Source organism: Rhodopirellula sp. JB055 (genome assembly GCF_043100905.1).
In the GTDB taxonomy this organism is placed as follows: domain Bacteria; phylum Planctomycetota; class Planctomycetia; order Pirellulales; family Pirellulaceae; genus Rhodopirellula.
The window spans coordinates 1-18,582 of record NZ_JBICHO010000090.1 but is presented as its reverse complement, the minus strand read 5'-3'; the positions used below and the strand labels follow the sequence as shown (position 1 = coordinate 18,582).

Here is an 18,582-nt window from a genome sequence, read left to right as displayed (position 1 = left end):
CGAACCGCCGGCGAGCAACAGCATGACTTCCGTTTCGCGAGGCGAGATTTTCCGCAGCAGGTCGAGTGCTTCCTTGCGAACTTGGTGTCGGAAGCGGTCGCGACGGTGTTTGCGAATGGCGCTGTTGATCGCGTGCAGGATTTCCTCGTGGCGGAATCCTTTTTCGATGAAGTCGAAAACGCCTTGTTGAAATGCCGCTCGGCAGTTTTCCGCGTCACCGTGGCCGGTGACGAGGATCACAGGAACGGTCAGTTCCCGGCGGGACATTTCAGCTTGCAGTTCCAAGCCGCTCAGTCGCGGCATCCGCAAGTCGGCAACAACGCAGCCGTGGGATTCCGCGTGCAGGACTTTGAGAAGATCTTCGGCCTGATTGAACGTTTCGGTCTTCAGGCCTTCTTGAGAACACCAACGCTGCAACAGGTCCAACTCGGCTTGTTGGTCATCGACCAAGTAGACGACTGGTTCCGGACCAGTGTCTTCTTGAGGGGATGCATTGGGGTCAAACAGATTGGAATTCGGATTATCAAGAGCCGTCATGAGAGATATCGTCCAAAGAGAACGCACGCGTTGTGACCGCCGAATCCGAAGCTGTTGCTCATTGCCACATCTACTTTTCGTTCCCGAGGTTCATTCGGGACGTAGTCGAGGTCGCAATTTGGATCTGGCGTGTCGAGATTAATGGTCGGAGCAATCACATTGTTTTGGATGGTTTCGCAGAGGATCACCGCTTCGATCCCGCCACTGGCACCGAGCGAGTGCCCGAGGGCGCTCTTCGTGCTGCTGATGGCGACGTTTTTGGCGTGGTCACCTAGAACGGAATGGATCGCGCGAGTTTCGGCTTTGTCACCCAAGGGGGTGCTTGTTCCATGAGCATTAATGTAATCGATTTCATGGGCCGCGCGGCCACTGTCTTGAATCGCGGCTCGCATCGCGGCGCCAGCCCCCAATCCTTCTGGGTCAGGAGCGGTGATATGACCGGCGTCGCTGGTCGTTCCATAGCCCAGGACTTCGGCGTAAATCTTGGCACCGCGGGCTTGTGCGTGTTCGAGTTCTTCGAAGACGAGCAGGCCGGCACCTTCGGCCAGCACGAACCCATCTCGATCGGAATCGAAGGGGCGACTGGCCCGTTGCGGGTCGTCATTCCGCGTTGACAAAGCCTTCATGTTTTGGAAAGCGGCCAAGCCCATGCGTGTGATCGCGGCCTCGGTTCCGCCGGTGATCACAACGTCCGTTTCTCCGCCACGGATGCTGCGAAGAGCGTCGCCCATGGCGTTGGTGGCACTGGCACAGGCTGTTGCCACTGCGTAGTTGGGACCCTTGAGTCCGTACCGGATGGAGATATTCCCGCCGGCGGCGTTGACCATCATCTTGGGGACCGTGAACGGGCTGACTCGATCGGGGCCTTTGTTCAGCATTCGCTCAATTTGATCTTCGATCTCATTGAGTCCACCAATGCCAGATCCCAGGATCACTCCGCATCGACTGCGATCGGTTTGGTCCCAGTCAATCCCTGAGTCTTGAACGGCTTGGGCGCCCGCGTGAACTGCGAACTGCGTGAAGCGATCGAGTCGTTTGGCTTCCTTGGGCTCAACATGATCCGCGACGTTGAACTCCGGAATGTCGCCACCAAAATGCACCTTGTATTTCGAAGTGTCCATGATGGACAGTTCGTGGATCCCTGACTTGCCAGCCAGCAGAGCCGACCAAAGCGTGTCGACGTCGCAACCCAAGGGCGTGACGGCACCCAAACCGGTGATCACAACACGTCGTGATTTGGAAGGGTCGTAAGAAGGCGTGGAGGAGGCGTCCGTCATAAGTGTTGAGACGAATGAACGTCATTGAATGTTGGGAGAAGGAACCGCAGCGAGCGCGAGTAGCACCCTAGCAAAAAACGCCAGCGATACCCTGTCAATGTAACGCAAAGACGAGGGGAAATGGTGGCGATTCGGTTTTGATGAGCGGATGATTGCGATTGGCGAAAGATTGCCGGGCGACGCTGGTCTCCGATGGTGCGCCGGGTCATCCAGCGTGCTGAGAACACGTGTGTATGACGCGAATGGCAGGTTCGGATGAGGCAAGCACGAATGCCTGGAACACTCCGACCGAGATTCACACCAGCAACAGCGATCATGTCTGGCTTCGCCGTCTTCTTCAGGAGCCCCTCACGGATCTTCGTTGAAAGATCCCGCGAGGCGTTCCGTGGTTGAGCATCGCATCCAAAGGCAGGGAATGCCGTCGGGTGCCATTCATCGGGAACTAGGCGTCTTCGCCTTTTTCCTTTTCGATGAAATCAATTGCTTCGCCGACCTTTTGGATCTTTTCGGCAGAGTCATCAGGAATGCTGATGTCGAACTCTTCTTCGAGTTCCATCACCAATTCGACGGTATCGAGCGAGTCGGCACCGAGGTCGTTGACGAACGATGTTTCGCGGGTGATTTTGTCTTTGTCAACGCCGAGCTGTTCAGAAACAATGTCGACCACGCGTTCTTCGATAGACGCCATGGGCGTAACTCCGATTTAAATGTCAGTTAGATTCGAAAAGGGAAAGTGCAAATCTGTGGGGCAGGGCACAACCGAGACGGCACTCCATAGCCGCTCGGGGGCAGAACATAGGTGACGCAGCTAAAACGCGTCAATATGCCGTTAGCCGACCATTCCACCGTCAACGACAATGGTTTGTCCAGAAATGTAGCTGGCATCACGGCTGGCCAGGAACAACACCGCTGCCGCGACGTCCTCTGGTTGGCCAACACGTTTGGCGGGGATTCGTTTTTTGACCTCTTCCAAAACGACTTCGCCCAATTCAGCAGTCATTTCACTCGCGATGAATCCGGGAGCGACGGCGTTGACGGTGACACCGCGAGAGACAAGCTCTTTGCTCATCGTTCGGGTCATTCCGATCATCCCCGCCTTGCTCGCCGAATAATTGGCTTGGCCAGGGTTGCCGATCAGGCCTGAAATGCTGGCCATGTTGATGATTCGACCGTACTTGCTGCGACGCATCACTCCGGCTGCGGAGCGGCAGCAAACGAAGCAACTGGTCAGGTTCGTCGCGATGACCGAATCCCACTCTTCGTCTGACATCCCACGCATCAGTTTGTCGCGGGTGATCCCAGCGTTGTTGACTAGGATGTCCAGTCGCCCGTGTTTCTTGTGTGTGCCTTCGATGGCTTCCGCGGCTGCTTTGCGATCGGTGACGTCGCACGGCAGGGCTTCGCCTGTTCCGCCGGCGGCTTCGATCTCAGCGACGGTGGCGGCCAATTTCTCGGCGTTGCGAGCGACGCAGACAACGTGCGCTCCGTTTTGCCCCAACGCGACAGCAACTGCTCGGCCGAGACCTTGGCTGGCGCCGGTAACAATGGCGACTTGATCTTTCAAATCAACCGACAGGGAGAGATCCATGGGGGCAAGTCTGTGGGGTTGGAAGGTTGAGGGGGAAGATGGTTGCGAAACGCGAGCGTCAGCGGCGTTCGTGAGCGGTTGTGCGAGGGCCGTCTCAAGCCGTCGGGGCGGACTTCACCAAGTCAGGGCTGGTCGCCGAAACCGTCGGTTGGTGTTTTGCGAGCGATTCGTTTGATCGTGCCTCGCAGCACCCGGCCGGTTCCTGCTTCTAAGAAACCAACCACGCCGTCACCGAGCATCGCGTTGATCGAATCGTCCCAGCGGACTGGGTTGACGACTTGGCGAGCCAGAAGCTGGCGAATTTCGTCGGCGGAGGTGTGTGGTTTCGCGTCGACATTGCTGTACACGGGAATTCGCGTGTCCGACAACTCGACCTCTTCTAGAGCCTGTGTGAGCTGTTCCACTGCGCCATCCATGATGGGAGTGTGAAAAGCACCGGCAACGCTGAGAGGAACGACTTTCATCGCGCCCGCGGCAGAGGCGGCTGGTTCGAGTCGCTCGAGCGCCGAACGGTGTCCTGACACGGCGATGTTGCCTGGGCACAGAAGGTTGGCTGGTTGCAGGATTTCGTCCCCGCTGCGGCATTCTTCGCACACCGCAGTCAGCTTTTCGAGATCCAGACCCAGCACGCTGGCCATGCCAGAGTCGGCTGCGTCGGCACAGGCCTGCATGGCTTCGCCGCGTTTCTGGACCAATTTCAAGCCGTCGGCGAAGGAAACGCCGCCGGCGTAGCAGACGGCGGTGTACTCACCCAAGCTGAGTCCGGCGGCGGCAACGATTTTCTTTGCCAGTTCCGGGTTCAGGTCATCGTGAACACGTGCGGCCGCAACACCCACCACAAACAACGCTGGTTGACTGTGGACGGTTTCGTTCAGCTTTTCGGCAGGACCGTCCGTGCACAGAGACTTCAGATCGTAACCCAGCACCTCGCCTGCTTCTGCAAACAGTTCGTTGGCGAGGGAATATTCCGCGCACAACCATGCTCCCATGCCAGGCGTCTGAGCACCTTGGCCGGGGAACAGGATCGCTGGTTTGGTGGCGTCGAGACTCACTGCAGGTCGTACTCAGTTCGTTGTTCTGTGGTGGTTGAGATTACTGGTCGGTCGTTTCAACGACGGTGCGACCTTGGTAATAACCACATTTCGGGCAAACAACGTGCGTCGGCACAGCGGTGCTGCACTGGGGGCAGTACGTCACTTGACGTTTTTTCAAGTGATCGTGGGCGCGGCGTTTGCCGGTACGGCTGTTGGAGTGCTTGCGTTTTGGGACGGCCATGGCAGACAAGCCCGCGAACGGGCGATCTTGGAATGGGTGGTGTGGACGAATTTCAAACCGCGAAAGATAAGCACCTGACGTGGGTTCCGTCAACGCGTCCTGGCCCCAAAAGTCCCGCTTTCAATGGCCTTTTACTCGATTCGAGGCTTTGAGGGGCGGTTTGCATCAATTCCGAAAGAGTCACCGATTCCGCCGAGTTGTTCGAACCAAGGCCCTCCCCAGTTGCATACGATTGGTTCAGACGTGATTCACGTTCTGGAATTTGACCCTCCAGCTCTTGAAGTCGCCCCCCAGCACCGACGCCTTTTTTCCCCGAGCCCACACGTGACCAGCTCTGTGCCAAGCCCTGATCAAATCCAAATGGATGTTCCTGAAGCCCGCAATTTGCAGCAATTGATCGACAGCGGTTGGAAATCCAAGACGGTCAAGCAAGAGATTCGCGACAACTTTTCGCGAATGTTGGCCGATCGAGAGGACCTGTTTCCAGGAATCGTCGGCTACGAAGACACGGTGATTCCGGAAATCAGCCTGGCGCTGCTGGCCGGCCACGACATGTTGTTCATGGGCGAAAAAGGGCAGGCGAAAAGCCGGATCATGCGGCAGTTGGTTCAATTCTTGGATCCTTGGGTTCCGTACATTGATCATCCAGATTTGCCGATTCACGAAGACCCGCTGAATCCGATCACGTCGCTTGGGAAGCGATTGGTCGCCGAGCACTCACCCGAAGACATTCATATCGGGTGGTGGCATCGAAAGGATCGCTATGCGGAACGTTTGTCTCCGGGAACGAAGTTCGCCGACATCATCGGTGAAATCGACCCCGCGAAATTGACAGGCGGAGTCAGCATGAGTGCGGAGGAGGCGCTGTCGTTCGGCTTGATCCCACGAATGCACCGCGGAATTTTCGCGATGAACGAATTGCCTGAACTGGATGATTTGGTCCAGGTTGGTTTGTTCAACATTCTCGAAGAACGCGATGTGCAAATTCGTGGCTACCCGATTCGATTTGACTTGGACGTGATGATTCTGTTCTCGGCCAACCCGTCGACTTACAACCGCTCGGGCAAGGTCATCCCGCAGTTGAAGGACCGGATCGGGACAATCGTGCAGACGCACTATCCCCGCGAACGGATGCAGGGAATCGAGATTTTGCAGCAGGAAGTCGGCGACGACTTGAGCGGCGAATACCCGGTGCACGTGCCTTTGTTCATGTACCAAATCATCGAAGAAATCACGAATCAAGCCCGGCAGAGCAAGTACATCGACCAGGCTTCTGGTGTGTCGGCTAGGTTCTCGTTGGCGAATTTTCGGACGATCGTCGCCTCGGCTCGCCAACGCGGGATCGTGCATGGCGAAAATCCTGCGGTGCCCCGAATCAGTGACCTGGGACATCTCTATGCCAGCAGTCTCGGCAAGTTGGAACTGGATTTGATGGGCACCCATCAAATGACCGAAAAGCAGGTCATCGATTCCGTGATCGCGGAAGCCATCCGAACCGTTTTCGCGGAGTACATCGAGGAGCATGGGTTGGCCGAGATCGCGGAGATCTTCCGTGGTGGCGTTCGCGTCGAAGTCGGAACGATGTTGCCGAGCAGTGAGTACGCGGAACGGTTGCAACACGTCCCGCCGGCTTGGGATCGGGCGTTCGAGGTCAATGCGAGTGAGAATGAAGCGATGCGAGCTTCGTGCGTCGAGTTTGTCTTGGCGGGACTCTATAGCCTGGACAAAATCAGTCGCTCGCAGCGTCATGGCAAAATCAGATACGATACTTGAGTGGCAGTTCAGCTCGCCACTTGGCTTGGAGGAATGACACAGGCCGGAGGGTCGGCAGAGCGGGGCTGGCTGTGTCACCCCTTCGGGGTTTTGCGTTTTTGGGGGGATCCTCCGGGGCCTGATGGCCCCGGCAAGGGCTGTGTGGGCCCTTCCGGGCCTGGTGCATCGTTCTGTGGGTGTGCGGTGAGTAGCACAGGTCTGCACCTTGGGTTGGTTGCCGGGACGCGAGTCACTCTGGCAATGACGTGATTCCGGCGGCGTGGTACAAGTTCAGCTCTTTGACCCGACCACCGACGTCCCATCCATTGAAGGATGACTCGCCACGATGAACCAGCACAGTCCGTCTTACGCACTCACAATCCGCCTGCGCTACACTGATTCGCCCGGCGCGATGGGGAAAATCACCACGGCAATCGGCGAAGCGGATGGAGCCATTGGCGCGGTCGACATTGTCAACATTCGTGGCGGAAAAATCTCCCGTGACTTCACGGTCAACGCTCGCGATGTCGATCACGGCAAACGGATTGTTGAGCACCTGAGAACGGTGGAAGAGGTCGAGGTGGTGCACACCTCCGACCGTGTGTTCCTGATGCACCTCGGCGGGAAAATCGAAGTCTTGCCGAAGATGCCGATCAAAACTCGAGACGATTTGTCGATGGCTTACACGCCGGGTGTTGCTCGGGTTTGCAACGCCATCGCGGAAGACGCTGATTCGTCGTTTGCGCTGACCATTCGTCAAAACACCGTCGCTGTGGTCAGCGACGGTTCGGCAGTTTTGGGACTGGGCAACATCGGGCCACGCGCTGCCATGCCTGTCATGGAAGGCAAAGCGATGCTGTTCAAAGAATTCGCGAACGTGGACGCGTTTCCAATTTGCTTGGACACCCAAGACACGGAAGCGATCATCGAAACCGTTCGCCAGTTGGCACCGACGTTTGGCGGAGTCAACTTGGAAGACATCTCGGCACCTCGCTGCATCGAGATCGAAGAACGACTGGACAAGGAACTGGAAATTCCGGTCTTCCACGACGATCAACACGGCACCGCGATTGTGGTGCTGGCCGGTTTGAAGAACAGCTTACTTCGTGTTGGCAAGACGCTTCCCGACGTTCGCATCGTGGTCAACGGAGCCGGGGCTGCGGGCACCGCGATCGTGAAGTTGCTGTTGATCTCCGGTGCAAAAGACATCGTCGTCTGTGATCGCGATGGAGCGATCCACGCGGGAGAACCCAGCCAACCGGATGCATCCAAGCAATGGATCGCTGACAACACCAATCCACGAGGTGCGGCGGGTAAGTTGTCCGAAGTCATCCGAGACGCCGACGTGTTCGTAGGCGTTTCCGCACCGAATGTTCTGCAGACCGAAGACGTCGCAGCGATGGCGGATGATCCGATTGTGTTTGCGCTTGCGAACCCGGATCCAGAAATCCTGCCCAGCAAAGCGGCGCCTCACGTTCGCATCATGGCGACGGGGCGAAGCGATTTCCCCAACCAGATCAACAACGTGTTGTGCTTCCCTGGATTGTTCCGCGGGGTTTTGGACGTGCGAGCGACCACGATCAACAACGAGATGAAGTTGGCGGCCGCAGAAGCCATCGCGGCGACCATTCCGGAATCGGATCTGTTGGACGACTACGTGATCCCCAGCGTGTTTGACCGCCGCGTCTCGAAAGTGGTCGCCCAAGCGGTCGCGAAAGCCGCGGCGGACACCGGAGTCGCTCGTCGGCGAAACAAACCCGCCGAAGACATCATGTAGGCTCGATGCTTTGGAACAACGCGAGGCGTGAAGTGCTGTAGCACGGCGGTCCCCGCCGTGAGTCTCGGTGGGGGACCACCGAGCTACAGATCGATTGCTTGTGAATGAGCCGGTGCTTTGGAACAACGCAAGGCGTGATGTGCTGTGGCACGGCGGTCCCCGCCGTGATTCTCGGTTGTGTAGTTTTTAAGTGCCGCTTTTCGGCGGATTGACACGCGGCGTACCTCTCCCGATACGAAGTTTGGGGGGAGCATTTTAAAACTGCACGACCTCGTTCTCGGTGGAGACCACCGAGCTACAGGTTCGCTGCAAGTTGTTTGTTTGCTGATCAGCCATCGGCTGGCAAGCGGCCTGTTTCGATGACGGGGAAATCGCTTTGCAATCCCTGACGCATGAATTCGACCAAGTCTGCTTTTTCTTGCTCGGTCAGGTTCAGCGGTTTCATCTTGTCGCTGAGGTAAGGGTTGGGGTGGCCGCCTTTGTTGTACCACTCGATGACTTCTTCTAGTGTTTCCTGGCTACCATCGTGCATGTAGGGGGCTGAGTCAGCGACGTTTCGCATCGTTGGGGTTTTGAACGCACCGCGATCCTTTTCGTCTTTGGTGATCTCGTATCGTCCCAGGTCAGGTTTTTCGGCGTCCATGCCCACACCGAGGTTGTGGAATTGTTCGTCGGTGAAGTTGGCACCAGCGTGACAAGCGGTGCAGTTGGCTTTGCCGAACGTCAGTTCCATGCCACGAATGGACGATTCAGTCATGGGGTTCTTGGCAGCTTCCGCTTTGAGCTTTTCGTATTGCTCAGCCAATTCGGGTTCTTCGTCGAGGTATTCCAAATCCTCTGCGAACGTTTTTTCAAACGCTGACAGCGGGGCGTAGTAATCGTAAGGGGCCGGTCCGGTCACGATGGCTCGTTCGAAAGTCGCGAGTGCCTTGCCAACATTGTCGATCGTCACGCCGTCCTCGAAGATCTTATCGAACTGGGCTTTGTAGATCGCGTTGTCCGCCAGCGTCTTCACGCAGACGTCGTGGGTGTTTCCCATTTCGATGGGGTTGGCGATCGGTCCCACGGCTTGCTCTTCCAACGATGCGGCGCGGCCGTCATGGAATTGGTGTTTGCTGAGGATGCGATTGAACGAGACGGGGGAGTTGCGGTTGCCGGTTTGGCCGCCGATCCCCACACCGAATTGCGTGGGGGCGCCCCAACCGGTTTCGGCGGCGTGACAGGTGGCGCACGAGATCGTGCCATCGGCCGACAATCGCGGGTCAAAGTACAGTTGACGCCCCAGTTCAATCTTGGCCCGAGTCATCGGGTTGTCTTCTGGGATATGAATGTTGCCCGCGGCGGCATCGAGGCCTCGGGGAAGTTGGACGTCCAGTTCGACGTGGTTCTTTGAATCAGCCAAAAACCGTTGGGCTTGTTCCAACGTGAGTGGGCCATCGCCAGGGATTCCGGCGGTGAGTGTTGGGTCGCCCAGCGAAACGGTTTCCGCGGCGAAGGCGGTGGGGCTGGCGGCAACCAAAGTCGCCGCGGCGCACATCAAGAAGCGATGAATGGTCATGGTGAAATCAAGATTTGTTGGAAGGCATCGTTGAAACGAAGGATCGGGCGGACAACGGCGTTTGCATTCCTCAGACATCCGTCGCGGCGGAGGAATCAGTCAGAAGACGGCACAAAACACGTTGGTTTTTCGCATCGAGGCAGGAGTCATAGTTTAGCATCTCCGCCATCGCATGTGACTGGATTCAGGTGGATTCGGATTGGGATCCAACCGTGACCAGGTCCCCTCTCGGTCTGGCGGGAGACTCAGAGTTCCGAGAAAAGAGAACGCTGGGGACGGTCGAGCAAACCGACGATTTTGCGTCCGGTCACGCTCATCGGCATGTCTGCCAATTCATCGACGGTTGCCCATTGCCAGGAATCCGGTAGCGGCCCAGGTTGCTGTTTGGAAGCACTTGCGATCGCTAGGTCCGCGAGGTGAATGTGCAGTGTCATTCGGTAGCGCGTGACGGCATGTTTGATGGTTTTGATACGCATTCCGATGGTCACGTCGCTGCCGATTTGGGCTGCCAGCCACGATTCCATTTCCACCACGTCGCCGGCTTCGGGAGGACCCGCTCGAGGGAAGTCGATCATCCCAGCGAATCGGACTCCTTCGGGGATCGTTCGAACGAGGTACCGACCGTCATGCGAAATCACGACCGCCATCTCGGTGCGTGACTCGTATTGGACCTTGCTGATCTTGCCTGGAATTTCATCTTGAAGTCCCATTTGATTGGCGTGGCACATTGTCGCGACAGGACACTCGGTGCACTTGGGTGACCTTGGGGAGCAGATCAACGCGCCCAATTCCATCGCGGCTTGGTTGAATCCCGCTGGTCCGTTGGCGCGGTCGGCGGCTTTGCGCCGGGGCAGCATTTTGTCGGACAGTTCCCAAAGCCTCGCTTGAGCTGGCTTTTCGGTTGGCGGCGTGGTCAGTCCGATCCAGCGACTGAAAACGCGTTGCGTGTTGCCTTCCAAAATCGGGAACGCTTCGTTGCGAGAAATCGACAGGATCGCTCCCGCCGTGTAGCGACCAATTCCGGGAAGAGCCAACACGTCTTCGAATGAGTCCGGGAACTCGCCATCGTGTTCGGTCGCCATTTTCTTCGCTGCCGCATGCAATGATCTGGCCCGGCGGTAGTACCCCAGCCCTTCCCACATTCGCATCAGTTGGTTTTCGTCGGCGCCTGCCAAATCGCGAATCGTTGGGTAGGTGCTGAGAAACCGTTCAAAGTACGGCAGTACCGTGGCCACCTGAGTTTGTTGGCACATGATCTCGCTGATCCAGACCCGGTACGGCGAGTGGTCGCGTCGCCAGGGCAGGTCACGAGCGTTTTCTGAGAACCAAGTCAGCAGTCGCTTGCGCATTCGAGACCGCCAGTTGGAATCACGCCAGTTGCCGGAATCGATCTGCGGGGCTTCGGTGTCGATGGTGTTTTACGAATGCGAGGAAGGGAAGATGTGCGTGAGCAGTTCGTCGATTGAGGGCGGTCAGTTGGGTTCTGTCAGTTTGCCAAGTTTCGCATCGGTTTCATACTCGACGTTATGTCGTCGGTAGCCGATGCGAATGTTTTGTCCGGGGTCTCGCGTGTTGATGACGGCTTGCAAGTCCGCGAATTTTCGGATCGGTTCGCCGTTGGCTCGAATGATGACATCGTTGGGAAGCAGGCCGGCGACTTCAGCGCCGCTTCCTTCGACCACACTTTGAATGATGCATTCATTGAACGAATCGTTGCAGCGGACGCCCAAGAAGCCGCCCCGTTTGAATTCGATGTTCAGGCCCGGCAAGGTTTGCCGCAGTGCGTCGACTTGGTCGGAGGACAGGTCGGTGCCATTGAGCGTGAGCGAGATGCGAATGGGAAGTGTCGCGATGGCGTCCAGCAGTTCGTCGTTCAGCGGGACGTAACGGAACTCCAAGTGATCGATCGAATCGAGGTCACCGATGACCTTCATCGTTTCCAGGTCGATCTCGCCATAAAGCAGCGACAGGGTCTTGAGGTCGGGCATTTGGGTCACGCCCTTCAGCACACCCTTCCGAATTGCGGGGCCTTCGATGCGAGCGAACTCGACCTTGTCGATCCAGCGAAGCAATTCCAACAGAGAGTCGTCGCCCTGGTAGGCGCCCGTGATTTCAACGACCCGTTGCAGGTTGGAGGTCGCGCCGTAAACGAATTCTTTGACGCCGATGTAGGCTTCTTGGAGCGACAGCGTTTGGATGGTCTGCGCCCGACGGACTTGAGTGATTTCTTCCACAGCCATGGTGGCTCGTTCACCACGACTGCCGCCCATCGTGGAAAGCATCAGCAATGTTTCCCAGGCATCGGGTTCGTTGGGATTGGGGCGAGCCAGTTTGGGATGCTCCGATTCGCCTTCGAGAATCGGGCGTTCCATCGCCATCGATTGCAAAATTCCGATTGCTCGTTGAGTGGTTTCCAGATCGCCTCGTTCGAGAACCTCCACCAGCGGTTCGATCGCCGCAGGGCCTGATTTGAGCAGGGCTTCGGTCGCGTTTTCTCGTCTCAAATATGAATCGCTGGACAAGCTTTCAATTTGAGCGACAATTTCCTCCGGGGGGGCTGCATGAGCGACCTGGAAGAGAGCGAAGAACAACCCAAAACCAGCGATTTTCGTGCTTTGGTGAATCAACGATGGGGAACGCATGAGGCCACAGAAAGGGTGCGAGGGCCGCGAAAGGGCATGGTTGAGGTCAAGAAGACACCTTTGCGGCGCGGGGCAGGGTGTCCCGGGTTGGATCGTGACCGTATTCTACCGGAAATCATGATGAACGCACGTGTCGATTGCGGTCCGCTTGCTCGTCGGAAGAGAACCTGCTCGACCGACGTGGGTTCGGGGCGTCAATTCGTGCCGCGAAATCACTGCAACGCAAGCGTGTGCCCTCCCCACAGGCCGCATCAACGCAAGCTGGTGTGTCATGGTCCATCCTCCCCATCGACTTGTCACTGGAGACTGCCCCGAAATGTTGTCACGCGTGTTGGTTGTCGTTTGTTTGCTCACATGCATCCTTGGAGTGCCCCTGACCGGATTGCCGGTTTCGACGTTGGTGGCACAGGACGAGGTGGCAGAAGCCACTGTCGCTGAAACTTCGACACCTGAAAATTCACTCACGGAATCGGAAGTTCCCGTTGCAGAAGCGGAAGCAGCCGACGAATCCGAAGCCCCGACGTTGGAAAGCCTGCAAGCGGGAGTCGACGAGGCATTGCTGGCCGGGCACAACGGTTGGATGCTGATTTGTTGTGCGTTGGTTTTGTTCATGACGGCACCGGGACTGGCCATGTTCTATGGCGGATTGGTTCGCCGCAAGAACGTTCTCAGCGTGATGATGCAGTGCATCTTCTTGATGGGGATGATGACAGTGCTTTGGGCTCTGTATGGTTACTCGTTCGCCTTCGGCGGGGCAGGGGGCTGGTTCGGCAACACGGACTACTTGTTCATGGAAGGTGTCCAGCGGTACTGGGACGATGATTTGGGCAAAGCCATCACGCCGATGGAAGGCACGATGACCCGACTGACTCACATGTTGTTCCAAGGGATGTTCTTCATCATCACGCCTGCTTTGATCTGCGGTGCGTTCGCGGAACGGATGAAGTTCAGCGCGATGGTGGTCTTTTCGATCCTCTGGGGAACGTTCATTTACTGCCCGCTGACCCACTGGGTTTGGGATGAAGGCCCGTTGTCGTACTTCGCTGGTGACAAAGCCTTGGCGGGCGGCGCACTGGACTTTGCCGGCGGAACAGTCGTGCATATCAGCAGTGGAATCTCGGCGTTGGTTGCCGCGTTGCTGATCGGTCCTCGAATGGGTTACCCACGCGAACCGTTGCAGCCGCACAACCTGACTTACACCGCACTGGGTGCAGCGATGTTGTGGGTCGGATGGTTCGGTTTCAATGCCGGCAGTGAATTGGCATCGGATGATTTGACGGCCAGTGCCTTCGCAGTGACTCACTTCTCGGCTGCTGCCGGAGCGGTTGCCTGGGTGATGCTGGAATGGTTGGTGTTGGGGAAACCAACGGTGCTCGGTGCCAGCAGTGGTGCCGTTGCAGGATTGGTTTGCATCACTCCCGCCGCAGGATTTGTGCAGCCGATGCCGGCTTTGATCATGGGGGCGATGGCCGGTGGCATTTGTTACTGGGCCTGTTCGACGTTGAAGCACAAACTCCGCTACGACGATGCCTTGGATGCGTTTGGGGTCCACGGTGTGGGAGGAACGCTTGGTGCAGTTCTGACCGGAGTTTTCGCGACTCGTGCGGCCTGGGACGTCAGCGACGGTGTGCCGATCGGATTGATCGAATCGGGCGGCGACTTCACGTTGGTCATCGGCCAAATCGTTGCCGTGTTGGTCACCTATGTGTTCGCAGGATTGGGAAGTTTGATCCTTCTCAAACTGATCGACGTCTTCATCGGTTTGCGAGTTCCTGCTGAAAGCGAACAACGCGGTTTGGACATTTCAGATCACGGCGAAGAAGGATATCAGTTCGCCTGATTCTTGCTTCCTTGATGGCATTCAAGAACGCTCGAGCATTCCGATGCTCGGGCGTTTTTCTGGGGAATCGCGAACGCTAAGCAGGTCCGCTGGTGTCATCACGTTGATGAGCCGTCGGCATTGGTAACGGTTTTCACTCACTGTCCCGGGCTCACGACCAAGCGGCTGACTTGGTCGTGAGTGATCATTCTTGCGGATCTGTTTAGCGGAATGCGTTACCAGGCAAAGTACGGCCAGGGCCCGGGGTGATTGGCATCAGGTGGCATTTCAATGAAGCCATCGGTCAGGGCGAGCGTTGCCAGGTCACCTGATCCCTTGCCGAGCACGAGTTCCGCAACACCGGGCTGGATCATTCGGACGCCACGCATCCAGTGCAGCGGCAATGTCTTCTCGCCGATTTCCTGAATCGTCACGTGCGGTGGCCGTTCGGCCCAGTCGCGTATGCCAGCGAATTTTCGAATCAGCGGCATCGCGAAACGACGGGCGCCCATGGTCGCGCTGACAGGGTTGCCGGGCAGGCCCAGGATCAGTGTGGATCCGGTTGGGCTGCTGTGAATCGCACCCAAGATCGGTTTGCCAGGACGCAACGGAAGTTTGTGAAAGACAATCTCGGCGCCGACTTCTTGCAAGATTCGAGGCACATAGTCGTAGTCGCCCATCGAGACCCCACCGGTCATCAGTACCACATCGTGATGCTCGATCGCCTGCAGCACAGACGCTCGCAGAACGCTTGGTTCGTCGACCGCATGAATTGGTGATACGCAGTCGATCCAAGGTTGATTGGCCAGCAAGCCGACCAGCGCCGACGCATTGCTGTTGCGAATCTTCCAAGGAGGAAGCGGGGGTTCGTTTTCTGATGAGGCGGACGCCAATTCGTCGCCGGTCGTCAGCACGGCGACACGGACCGGGCGGTGGACTTTCAATCGTTGAACACCAAAGTTGGTCAACGCAGCCAGACGCGGTGAAGTGAGTTCCAGGCCTGCGGGAATGGCAACGGATCCCGCGGTCAGGTTTTCTCCTTGGCGACGGATGTTGGATCCCGAGGGAATGGAGCGGGCTCGTTCGGTCCAGCGAATTTGACCCATCGAGTTGGAATGGTCTGCCGAAGTGCCAGCGAGTTCTTCGGTGTGCTCTCGCTGGATGACTCGGTCGCAACCCTCGGGGACGATTGCTCCGGTGAAGATTCGGATGATCCCGGTTTCGGAACGCGACGGAGGTGGCGAACCAGGGATGCTCTCGCCGGTCACCTCGATGACGCCGTCAAGCGGCAAGTCGGACTTGCAGATCGCGTACCCGTCCATCGCGGAAACATCGGCCGCGGGGCTGTCTCGGTCCGCCAAAATGGGTTCCGCGAGAATGCGGCGATGAACCGAACGCAGGGAGGCAAGCGACGATCCGAAGTCCACGTTCTCGATGTCCGTCGCAGTGATTTGCTGAGCGAGAGCCTGGATGGCTTGATCGGGTGAGTCGAACGCGAAAGGGGACACGGCGTTCATATTGGTTCAATCAGGTGTTGTCGAAAGAAGGGCCCAAGTCAGCGGGCGTGTTGACGTTGCGAAGTCGTTCTCGCGAAATTGCAACGGTACGGTGGTCGGTCGTCTGCAGGGTACGATACAGACTGCGGTGTTCGGATTCGACGACACGTTGGATTTGGTCCACGCAGTCGACGGGATAGATGCCCACCAACGGTTGCAGACGCTCCGGTTCGGCTTGCTGCGCCAGCACGATTCGCCCCGGTGATTCACGCCAAGCGTGAACCAACGACAACAGATCATCGGCCAACAAGTTGGGAAGGTCCACGGGTGTGAATAGGCACCCGGCAAAACTGCTTGACGCCGCATATTGCAGCGCAACCCACACCCCTACCGCTGGTCCCTGGGCAGGTTGGGAATCGAACAAAGCTGGGACGGAGGGCGGCAGTTGAAGCTCCACACGATGGTTCTCGGACGCCAAACTGACCGCCACTTCTTCTTCGCAAACCGATCGCAATCGGTCCAGGCTGTGTGTCAGAAACGTGCCGCCACTTGGATGTGGCAGCAAGGCCTTGGGCGTTCCCATTCGCGACGAAAGTCCTCCGGCAAGCAACACGCCGAGCAATCGAGAAGGAGCGGCGTGTGGCATGTTGGTTCATTCATTTCGCAACGCGACGTTGATAGTCCGGCCAGACTTCTTCGGAGAACTTTTCTTCGCCAAGCGTGATCGTCTCGTTGACGTTCAGATTGCCTTTGACGATGTGAGCGGAGTTCAAAGCGTAGAAGCCTGGGACGCTGGTCACAATGTCGGGCAAGCGAGTCGAGTAATCAATCGTGGCCAGCGCCGCGACGTACTTGGCACGCGCGATCTTGAAATCGAGAACTTGATCGCGAGAGAAATGGTCGTACATCTTTTCGAGCGTCGACAGGCATTTCTCTTTGTAGTCTTCGTCGGATTCGTTCAGACCCTCGTGGTCATCGGGCAAGTATTTGGGCAAATAGACCAAGTGATTGCCACCGAGTTGTTTGTCCGGGTTCACGATCGTGGACATTTCAATCACGGCGGTCAGCGGCACCCACGTGTCGGTGATGTTCGTCACGTAGTATTCGCTGATCGGTTTTTTCATCAGCATCGACGCGCAAACCACGCCGAGATATCGAATCCCGCGATGGCGGTTCTTTTCTTCGTCGGACAGTTGGGGCACCGTGTCGGCGATCACCGGCGAAGCGATGGTGGAGACGACGTTGTCGAATTTCTGTACGCGTCCGTCGCCGAAGTCGACTTCGAACTCACCGTTGTCCAGCTTGCGGACTTGGCGAGCCGGCGATGAGACCAGCGTTTCAGCGCCACGTTCTTTCAGCCAGCCAACCCATTTGTCCAGGATCGTCGCGTAGCCGCCGGGCACATAGCCGAACATTTCCGTTTTCATGCCACTGCGGCGGGCTTTGTACATCCGAGCGGTGTGCGCCCAAATGAACGCGGCGGAGGTTTGCTTGTAAGCCTCGCCCAGTTTGGCTTGCAGAAGCGGTTGCCAAATTTTTTCGAAGACGCCGTTGCCGGACCAACGACGCAGCCACTTTTCAACCGACAGTTTTTCGAGTCGACGCCAATTTTTGATCTTGGACGCGTAAAAGATCGTGCCGCCAAGCCGCAGCTTTTGAATCAAGTTCAGTGGCGGGAATTTCAGGAACTCCGCCGTGTTGCTCATCGAAATCAGTTTGCCACCCGAGTAGAAACCGGTTTTGGTTTCCACCCAGTCCATTTGAGATTCCAGACCCAAATCGGTCAGGAGGTCTCGCAGTTTGGTGTCGCTGAGCAGGGTCACGTGATAGAAGCGGTCCCAGATCACATCGCCCAGATTCCAGGCACTGGTCAATCCGCCAAAGGTGGATGCGGCTTCGGCGATTGTGACTTTTTGGCCGCGTTCGATGAGGTCACGAGCGACTTGCAATCCCATCACGCCGCCACCGATGACCAACCAACGCGAACTGGGGGAGCCGTCGTGGGAAGAGTTGGACTGGTTGGCGGTCGAGGACTCAGACGCTGGGTTGGATGGGGAGGCAACCGACATCAATCAGGTTCCTGAGACGCGATGGCGACCGAGCATCTTGAGGGTCAGCCAGATCGTCTTGAAGACTTGCATTTTGCTGTCGCCACCCTTTTGATCGTATCGCAGACGCAAAGGGGATTCCCCAAACACGCAGCCTTGTTTGCGAAGTTTCAGCAGGATATCCGCCATGCAAGAAAATCCGGTTTCGCCAACGAAGTCATCGCCGTAGTGCTGGAACGCGTCCCGCAGTGCCGATGCTCGGTAAGCTCGGTATCCGGATGTGTAATCGCGAACTCCGCGTGTCGGGAACAGCACCGTGAACAGCGCACGAGCCCCGATGCTGAGGAAGTGACGCTCGATCGGAACGCCCACGACTCGCGAACCATTTTGGAATCGCGATGCGATCACGCAATCGCATCCTTCGTGGACGGATTGCACCATCCGGTTGATCAGTCCGGGTGGGTGCGTGTTGTCGGCGTCCATGGTGACAATGATGTCTCGCTCACCAGCTCGGTCGACCGCTTCTTTGAGTCCGTCGCGAATGGTGACGCCGAGCCCTTGATTGACTTCGTGACGCACCAAGTGAATGGGCATTTGAAACGACATCTGGGAAGCGATCTTGGCGGTGTCGTCTTTGCTGCCATCGTCGACAATCACGACTTCGTAAGGCAAGCCACTGTCGGCGAAGGCTTCGCCGATTCGTTCCAACAACTCCGGCAACGATTGTTCTTCGTTGTAGGCCGGCAGGGCCATGATGACCTTGGCCGGGCGGAAGCGATTGGTGATCGGGGTTGCGGTGGGGGCTGAAACAGC

15 protein-coding genes and 1 pseudogene are annotated in these 18,582 nt (G+C 57.4%); 3 read left to right on the top strand and 13 right to left on the bottom strand.

What is annotated here, in order from left to right; all coding sequences use genetic code 11:
- From ACF8AM_RS03555 to rpmF, 6 genes are all read right to left on the bottom strand, one after another.
- On the bottom strand, positions 1-537 hold a 537-nt coding region (locus ACF8AM_RS03555), incomplete at its 3' end, for a response regulator transcription factor (RefSeq protein WP_392554309.1).
- Positions 534-1,814 carry a beta-ketoacyl-ACP synthase II gene (gene fabF / locus ACF8AM_RS03550; protein ID WP_392554308.1) on the bottom strand — a complete coding sequence of 427 codons (1,281 nt, stop codon included), beginning with the start codon at positions 1,812-1,814 and terminating at the stop codon, positions 534-536. The genes fabF and ACF8AM_RS03555, both read right to left, overlap by 4 nt.
- Positions 1,815-2,256: 442 nt before the next feature.
- Positions 2,257-2,502 (bottom strand): acyl carrier protein, encoded by a 246-nt coding sequence (locus ACF8AM_RS03545; protein WP_007324899.1) that lies wholly within the window; start codon positions 2,500-2,502, stop codon positions 2,257-2,259.
- Positions 2,503-2,643: 141 nt separating this feature from the next.
- Complete coding sequence (gene fabG, locus ACF8AM_RS03540; protein ID WP_392554307.1) at positions 2,644-3,402, bottom strand: 3-oxoacyl-[acyl-carrier-protein] reductase; 759 nt, start codon at positions 3,400-3,402, stop codon at positions 2,644-2,646.
- A 122-nt stretch (positions 3,403-3,524) separates the two neighbouring features.
- Positions 3,525-4,454, bottom strand: a complete 930-nt coding sequence (gene fabD, locus ACF8AM_RS03535) for an ACP S-malonyltransferase (RefSeq protein ID WP_392554306.1) — start codon at positions 4,452-4,454, stop codon at positions 3,525-3,527.
- A 40-nt stretch (positions 4,455-4,494) separates the two neighbouring features.
- Complete coding sequence (rpmF, locus tag ACF8AM_RS03530; protein WP_099259176.1) at positions 4,495-4,677, bottom strand: 50S ribosomal protein L32; 183 nt, start codon at positions 4,675-4,677, stop codon at positions 4,495-4,497.
- Positions 4,678-5,037: 360 nt separating this feature from the next.
- Between rpmF and ACF8AM_RS03525 the strand changes: the two genes are divergently transcribed.
- Both ACF8AM_RS03525 and ACF8AM_RS03520 read left to right on the top strand, forming a co-directional pair.
- Complete coding sequence (locus ACF8AM_RS03525) at positions 5,038-6,450, top strand: magnesium chelatase (protein ID WP_392554311.1); 1,413 nt, start codon at positions 5,038-5,040, stop codon at positions 6,448-6,450.
- A gap of 325 nt (positions 6,451-6,775) precedes the next feature.
- Positions 6,776-8,206 (top strand): malic enzyme-like NAD(P)-binding protein, encoded by a 1,431-nt coding sequence (locus tag ACF8AM_RS03520; RefSeq protein ID WP_392554305.1) that lies wholly within the window; start codon positions 6,776-6,778, stop codon positions 8,204-8,206.
- A 328-nt stretch (positions 8,207-8,534) separates the two neighbouring features.
- Here ACF8AM_RS03520 and ACF8AM_RS03515 read toward each other — a convergent pair.
- The 3 genes and pseudogenes from ACF8AM_RS03515 to ACF8AM_RS03505 all read right to left on the bottom strand — a co-directional run bounded on the left by ACF8AM_RS03515 (position 8,535) and on the right by ACF8AM_RS03505 (position 12,406).
- Positions 8,535-9,808 (bottom strand): annotated as a pseudogene (locus ACF8AM_RS03515) (cytochrome-c peroxidase).
- 201 nt (positions 9,809-10,009) lie between these two features.
- Positions 10,010-11,113 carry an A/G-specific adenine glycosylase gene (mutY, locus tag ACF8AM_RS03510; RefSeq protein ID WP_392554304.1) on the bottom strand — a complete coding sequence of 368 codons (1,104 nt, stop codon included), beginning with the start codon at positions 11,111-11,113 and terminating at the stop codon, positions 10,010-10,012.
- Between the two features lie 123 nt (positions 11,114-11,236).
- Positions 11,237-12,406 (bottom strand): PDZ domain-containing protein, encoded by a 1,170-nt coding sequence (locus ACF8AM_RS03505; RefSeq protein WP_392554303.1) that lies wholly within the window; start codon positions 12,404-12,406, stop codon positions 11,237-11,239.
- A gap of 316 nt (positions 12,407-12,722) precedes the next feature.
- Here ACF8AM_RS03505 and ACF8AM_RS03500 point away from each other — a divergent pair, with 316 nt between their 5' ends.
- Positions 12,723-14,246, top strand: coding sequence for an ammonium transporter (locus ACF8AM_RS03500; protein WP_392554310.1), 1,524 nt, complete (start codon positions 12,723-12,725; stop codon positions 14,244-14,246).
- A 215-nt stretch (positions 14,247-14,461) separates the two neighbouring features.
- On the opposite strand, the gene ACF8AM_RS03495 is transcribed toward ACF8AM_RS03500, so the two are convergent.
- From ACF8AM_RS03495 to ACF8AM_RS03480, 4 genes are all read right to left on the bottom strand, one after another.
- A complete protein-coding gene (locus ACF8AM_RS03495; RefSeq protein ID WP_392554302.1) occupies positions 14,462-15,742 on the bottom strand; it encodes a molybdopterin molybdotransferase MoeA in 1,281 nt (426 codons plus the stop codon).
- Positions 15,743-15,752: 10 nt separating this feature from the next.
- Positions 15,753-16,367 carry a molybdenum cofactor guanylyltransferase gene (locus tag ACF8AM_RS03490; protein WP_392554301.1) on the bottom strand — a complete coding sequence of 205 codons (615 nt, stop codon included), beginning with the start codon at positions 16,365-16,367 and terminating at the stop codon, positions 15,753-15,755.
- Between the two features lie 10 nt (positions 16,368-16,377).
- Positions 16,378-17,790, bottom strand: a complete 1,413-nt coding sequence (locus tag ACF8AM_RS03485; RefSeq protein ID WP_392554300.1) for an NAD(P)/FAD-dependent oxidoreductase — start codon at positions 17,788-17,790, stop codon at positions 16,378-16,380.
- A 3-nt stretch (positions 17,791-17,793) separates the two neighbouring features.
- Positions 17,794-18,582 (bottom strand): glycosyltransferase (locus ACF8AM_RS03480; protein WP_392554299.1); only part of this gene is annotated, 789 nt, incomplete at its 5' end.

What these genes read in the sequence shown, in the direction of transcription:
- ACF8AM_RS03525 (WP_392554311.1), top strand. Translation starts at nt 5,038, where the DNA reads ATGGATGTTCCTGAAGCCCGCAATTTGCAGCAATTGATCGACAGCGGT.
- ACF8AM_RS03485 (WP_392554300.1), bottom strand. Translation starts at nt 17,790, where the DNA reads ATGTCGGTTGCCTCCCCATCCAACCCAGCGTCTGAGTCCTCGACCGCC.
- ACF8AM_RS03505 (WP_392554303.1), bottom strand. Translation starts at nt 12,406, where the DNA reads ATGCGTTCCCCATCGTTGATTCACCAAAGCACGAAAATCGCTGGTTTT.
- ACF8AM_RS03500 (WP_392554310.1), top strand. Translation starts at nt 12,723, where the DNA reads ATGTTGTCACGCGTGTTGGTTGTCGTTTGTTTGCTCACATGCATCCTT.
- mutY (WP_392554304.1), bottom strand. Translation starts at nt 11,113, where the DNA reads ATGCGCAAGCGACTGCTGACTTGGTTCTCAGAAAACGCTCGTGACCTG.
- ACF8AM_RS03490 (WP_392554301.1), bottom strand. Translation starts at nt 16,367, where the DNA reads ATGCCACACGCCGCTCCTTCTCGATTGCTCGGCGTGTTGCTTGCCGGA.
- ACF8AM_RS03495 (WP_392554302.1), bottom strand. Translation starts at nt 15,742, where the DNA reads ATGAACGCCGTGTCCCCTTTCGCGTTCGACTCACCCGATCAAGCCATC.
- fabG (WP_392554307.1), bottom strand. Translation starts at nt 3,402, where the DNA reads ATGGATCTCTCCCTGTCGGTTGATTTGAAAGATCAAGTCGCCATTGTT.
- ACF8AM_RS03520 (WP_392554305.1), top strand. Translation starts at nt 6,776, where the DNA reads ATGAACCAGCACAGTCCGTCTTACGCACTCACAATCCGCCTGCGCTAC.
- fabF (WP_392554308.1), bottom strand. Translation starts at nt 1,814, where the DNA reads ATGACGGACGCCTCCTCCACGCCTTCTTACGACCCTTCCAAATCACGA.
- ACF8AM_RS03545 (WP_007324899.1), bottom strand. Translation starts at nt 2,502, where the DNA reads ATGGCGTCTATCGAAGAACGCGTGGTCGACATTGTTTCTGAACAGCTC.
- rpmF (WP_099259176.1), bottom strand. Translation starts at nt 4,677, where the DNA reads ATGGCCGTCCCAAAACGCAAGCACTCCAACAGCCGTACCGGCAAACGC.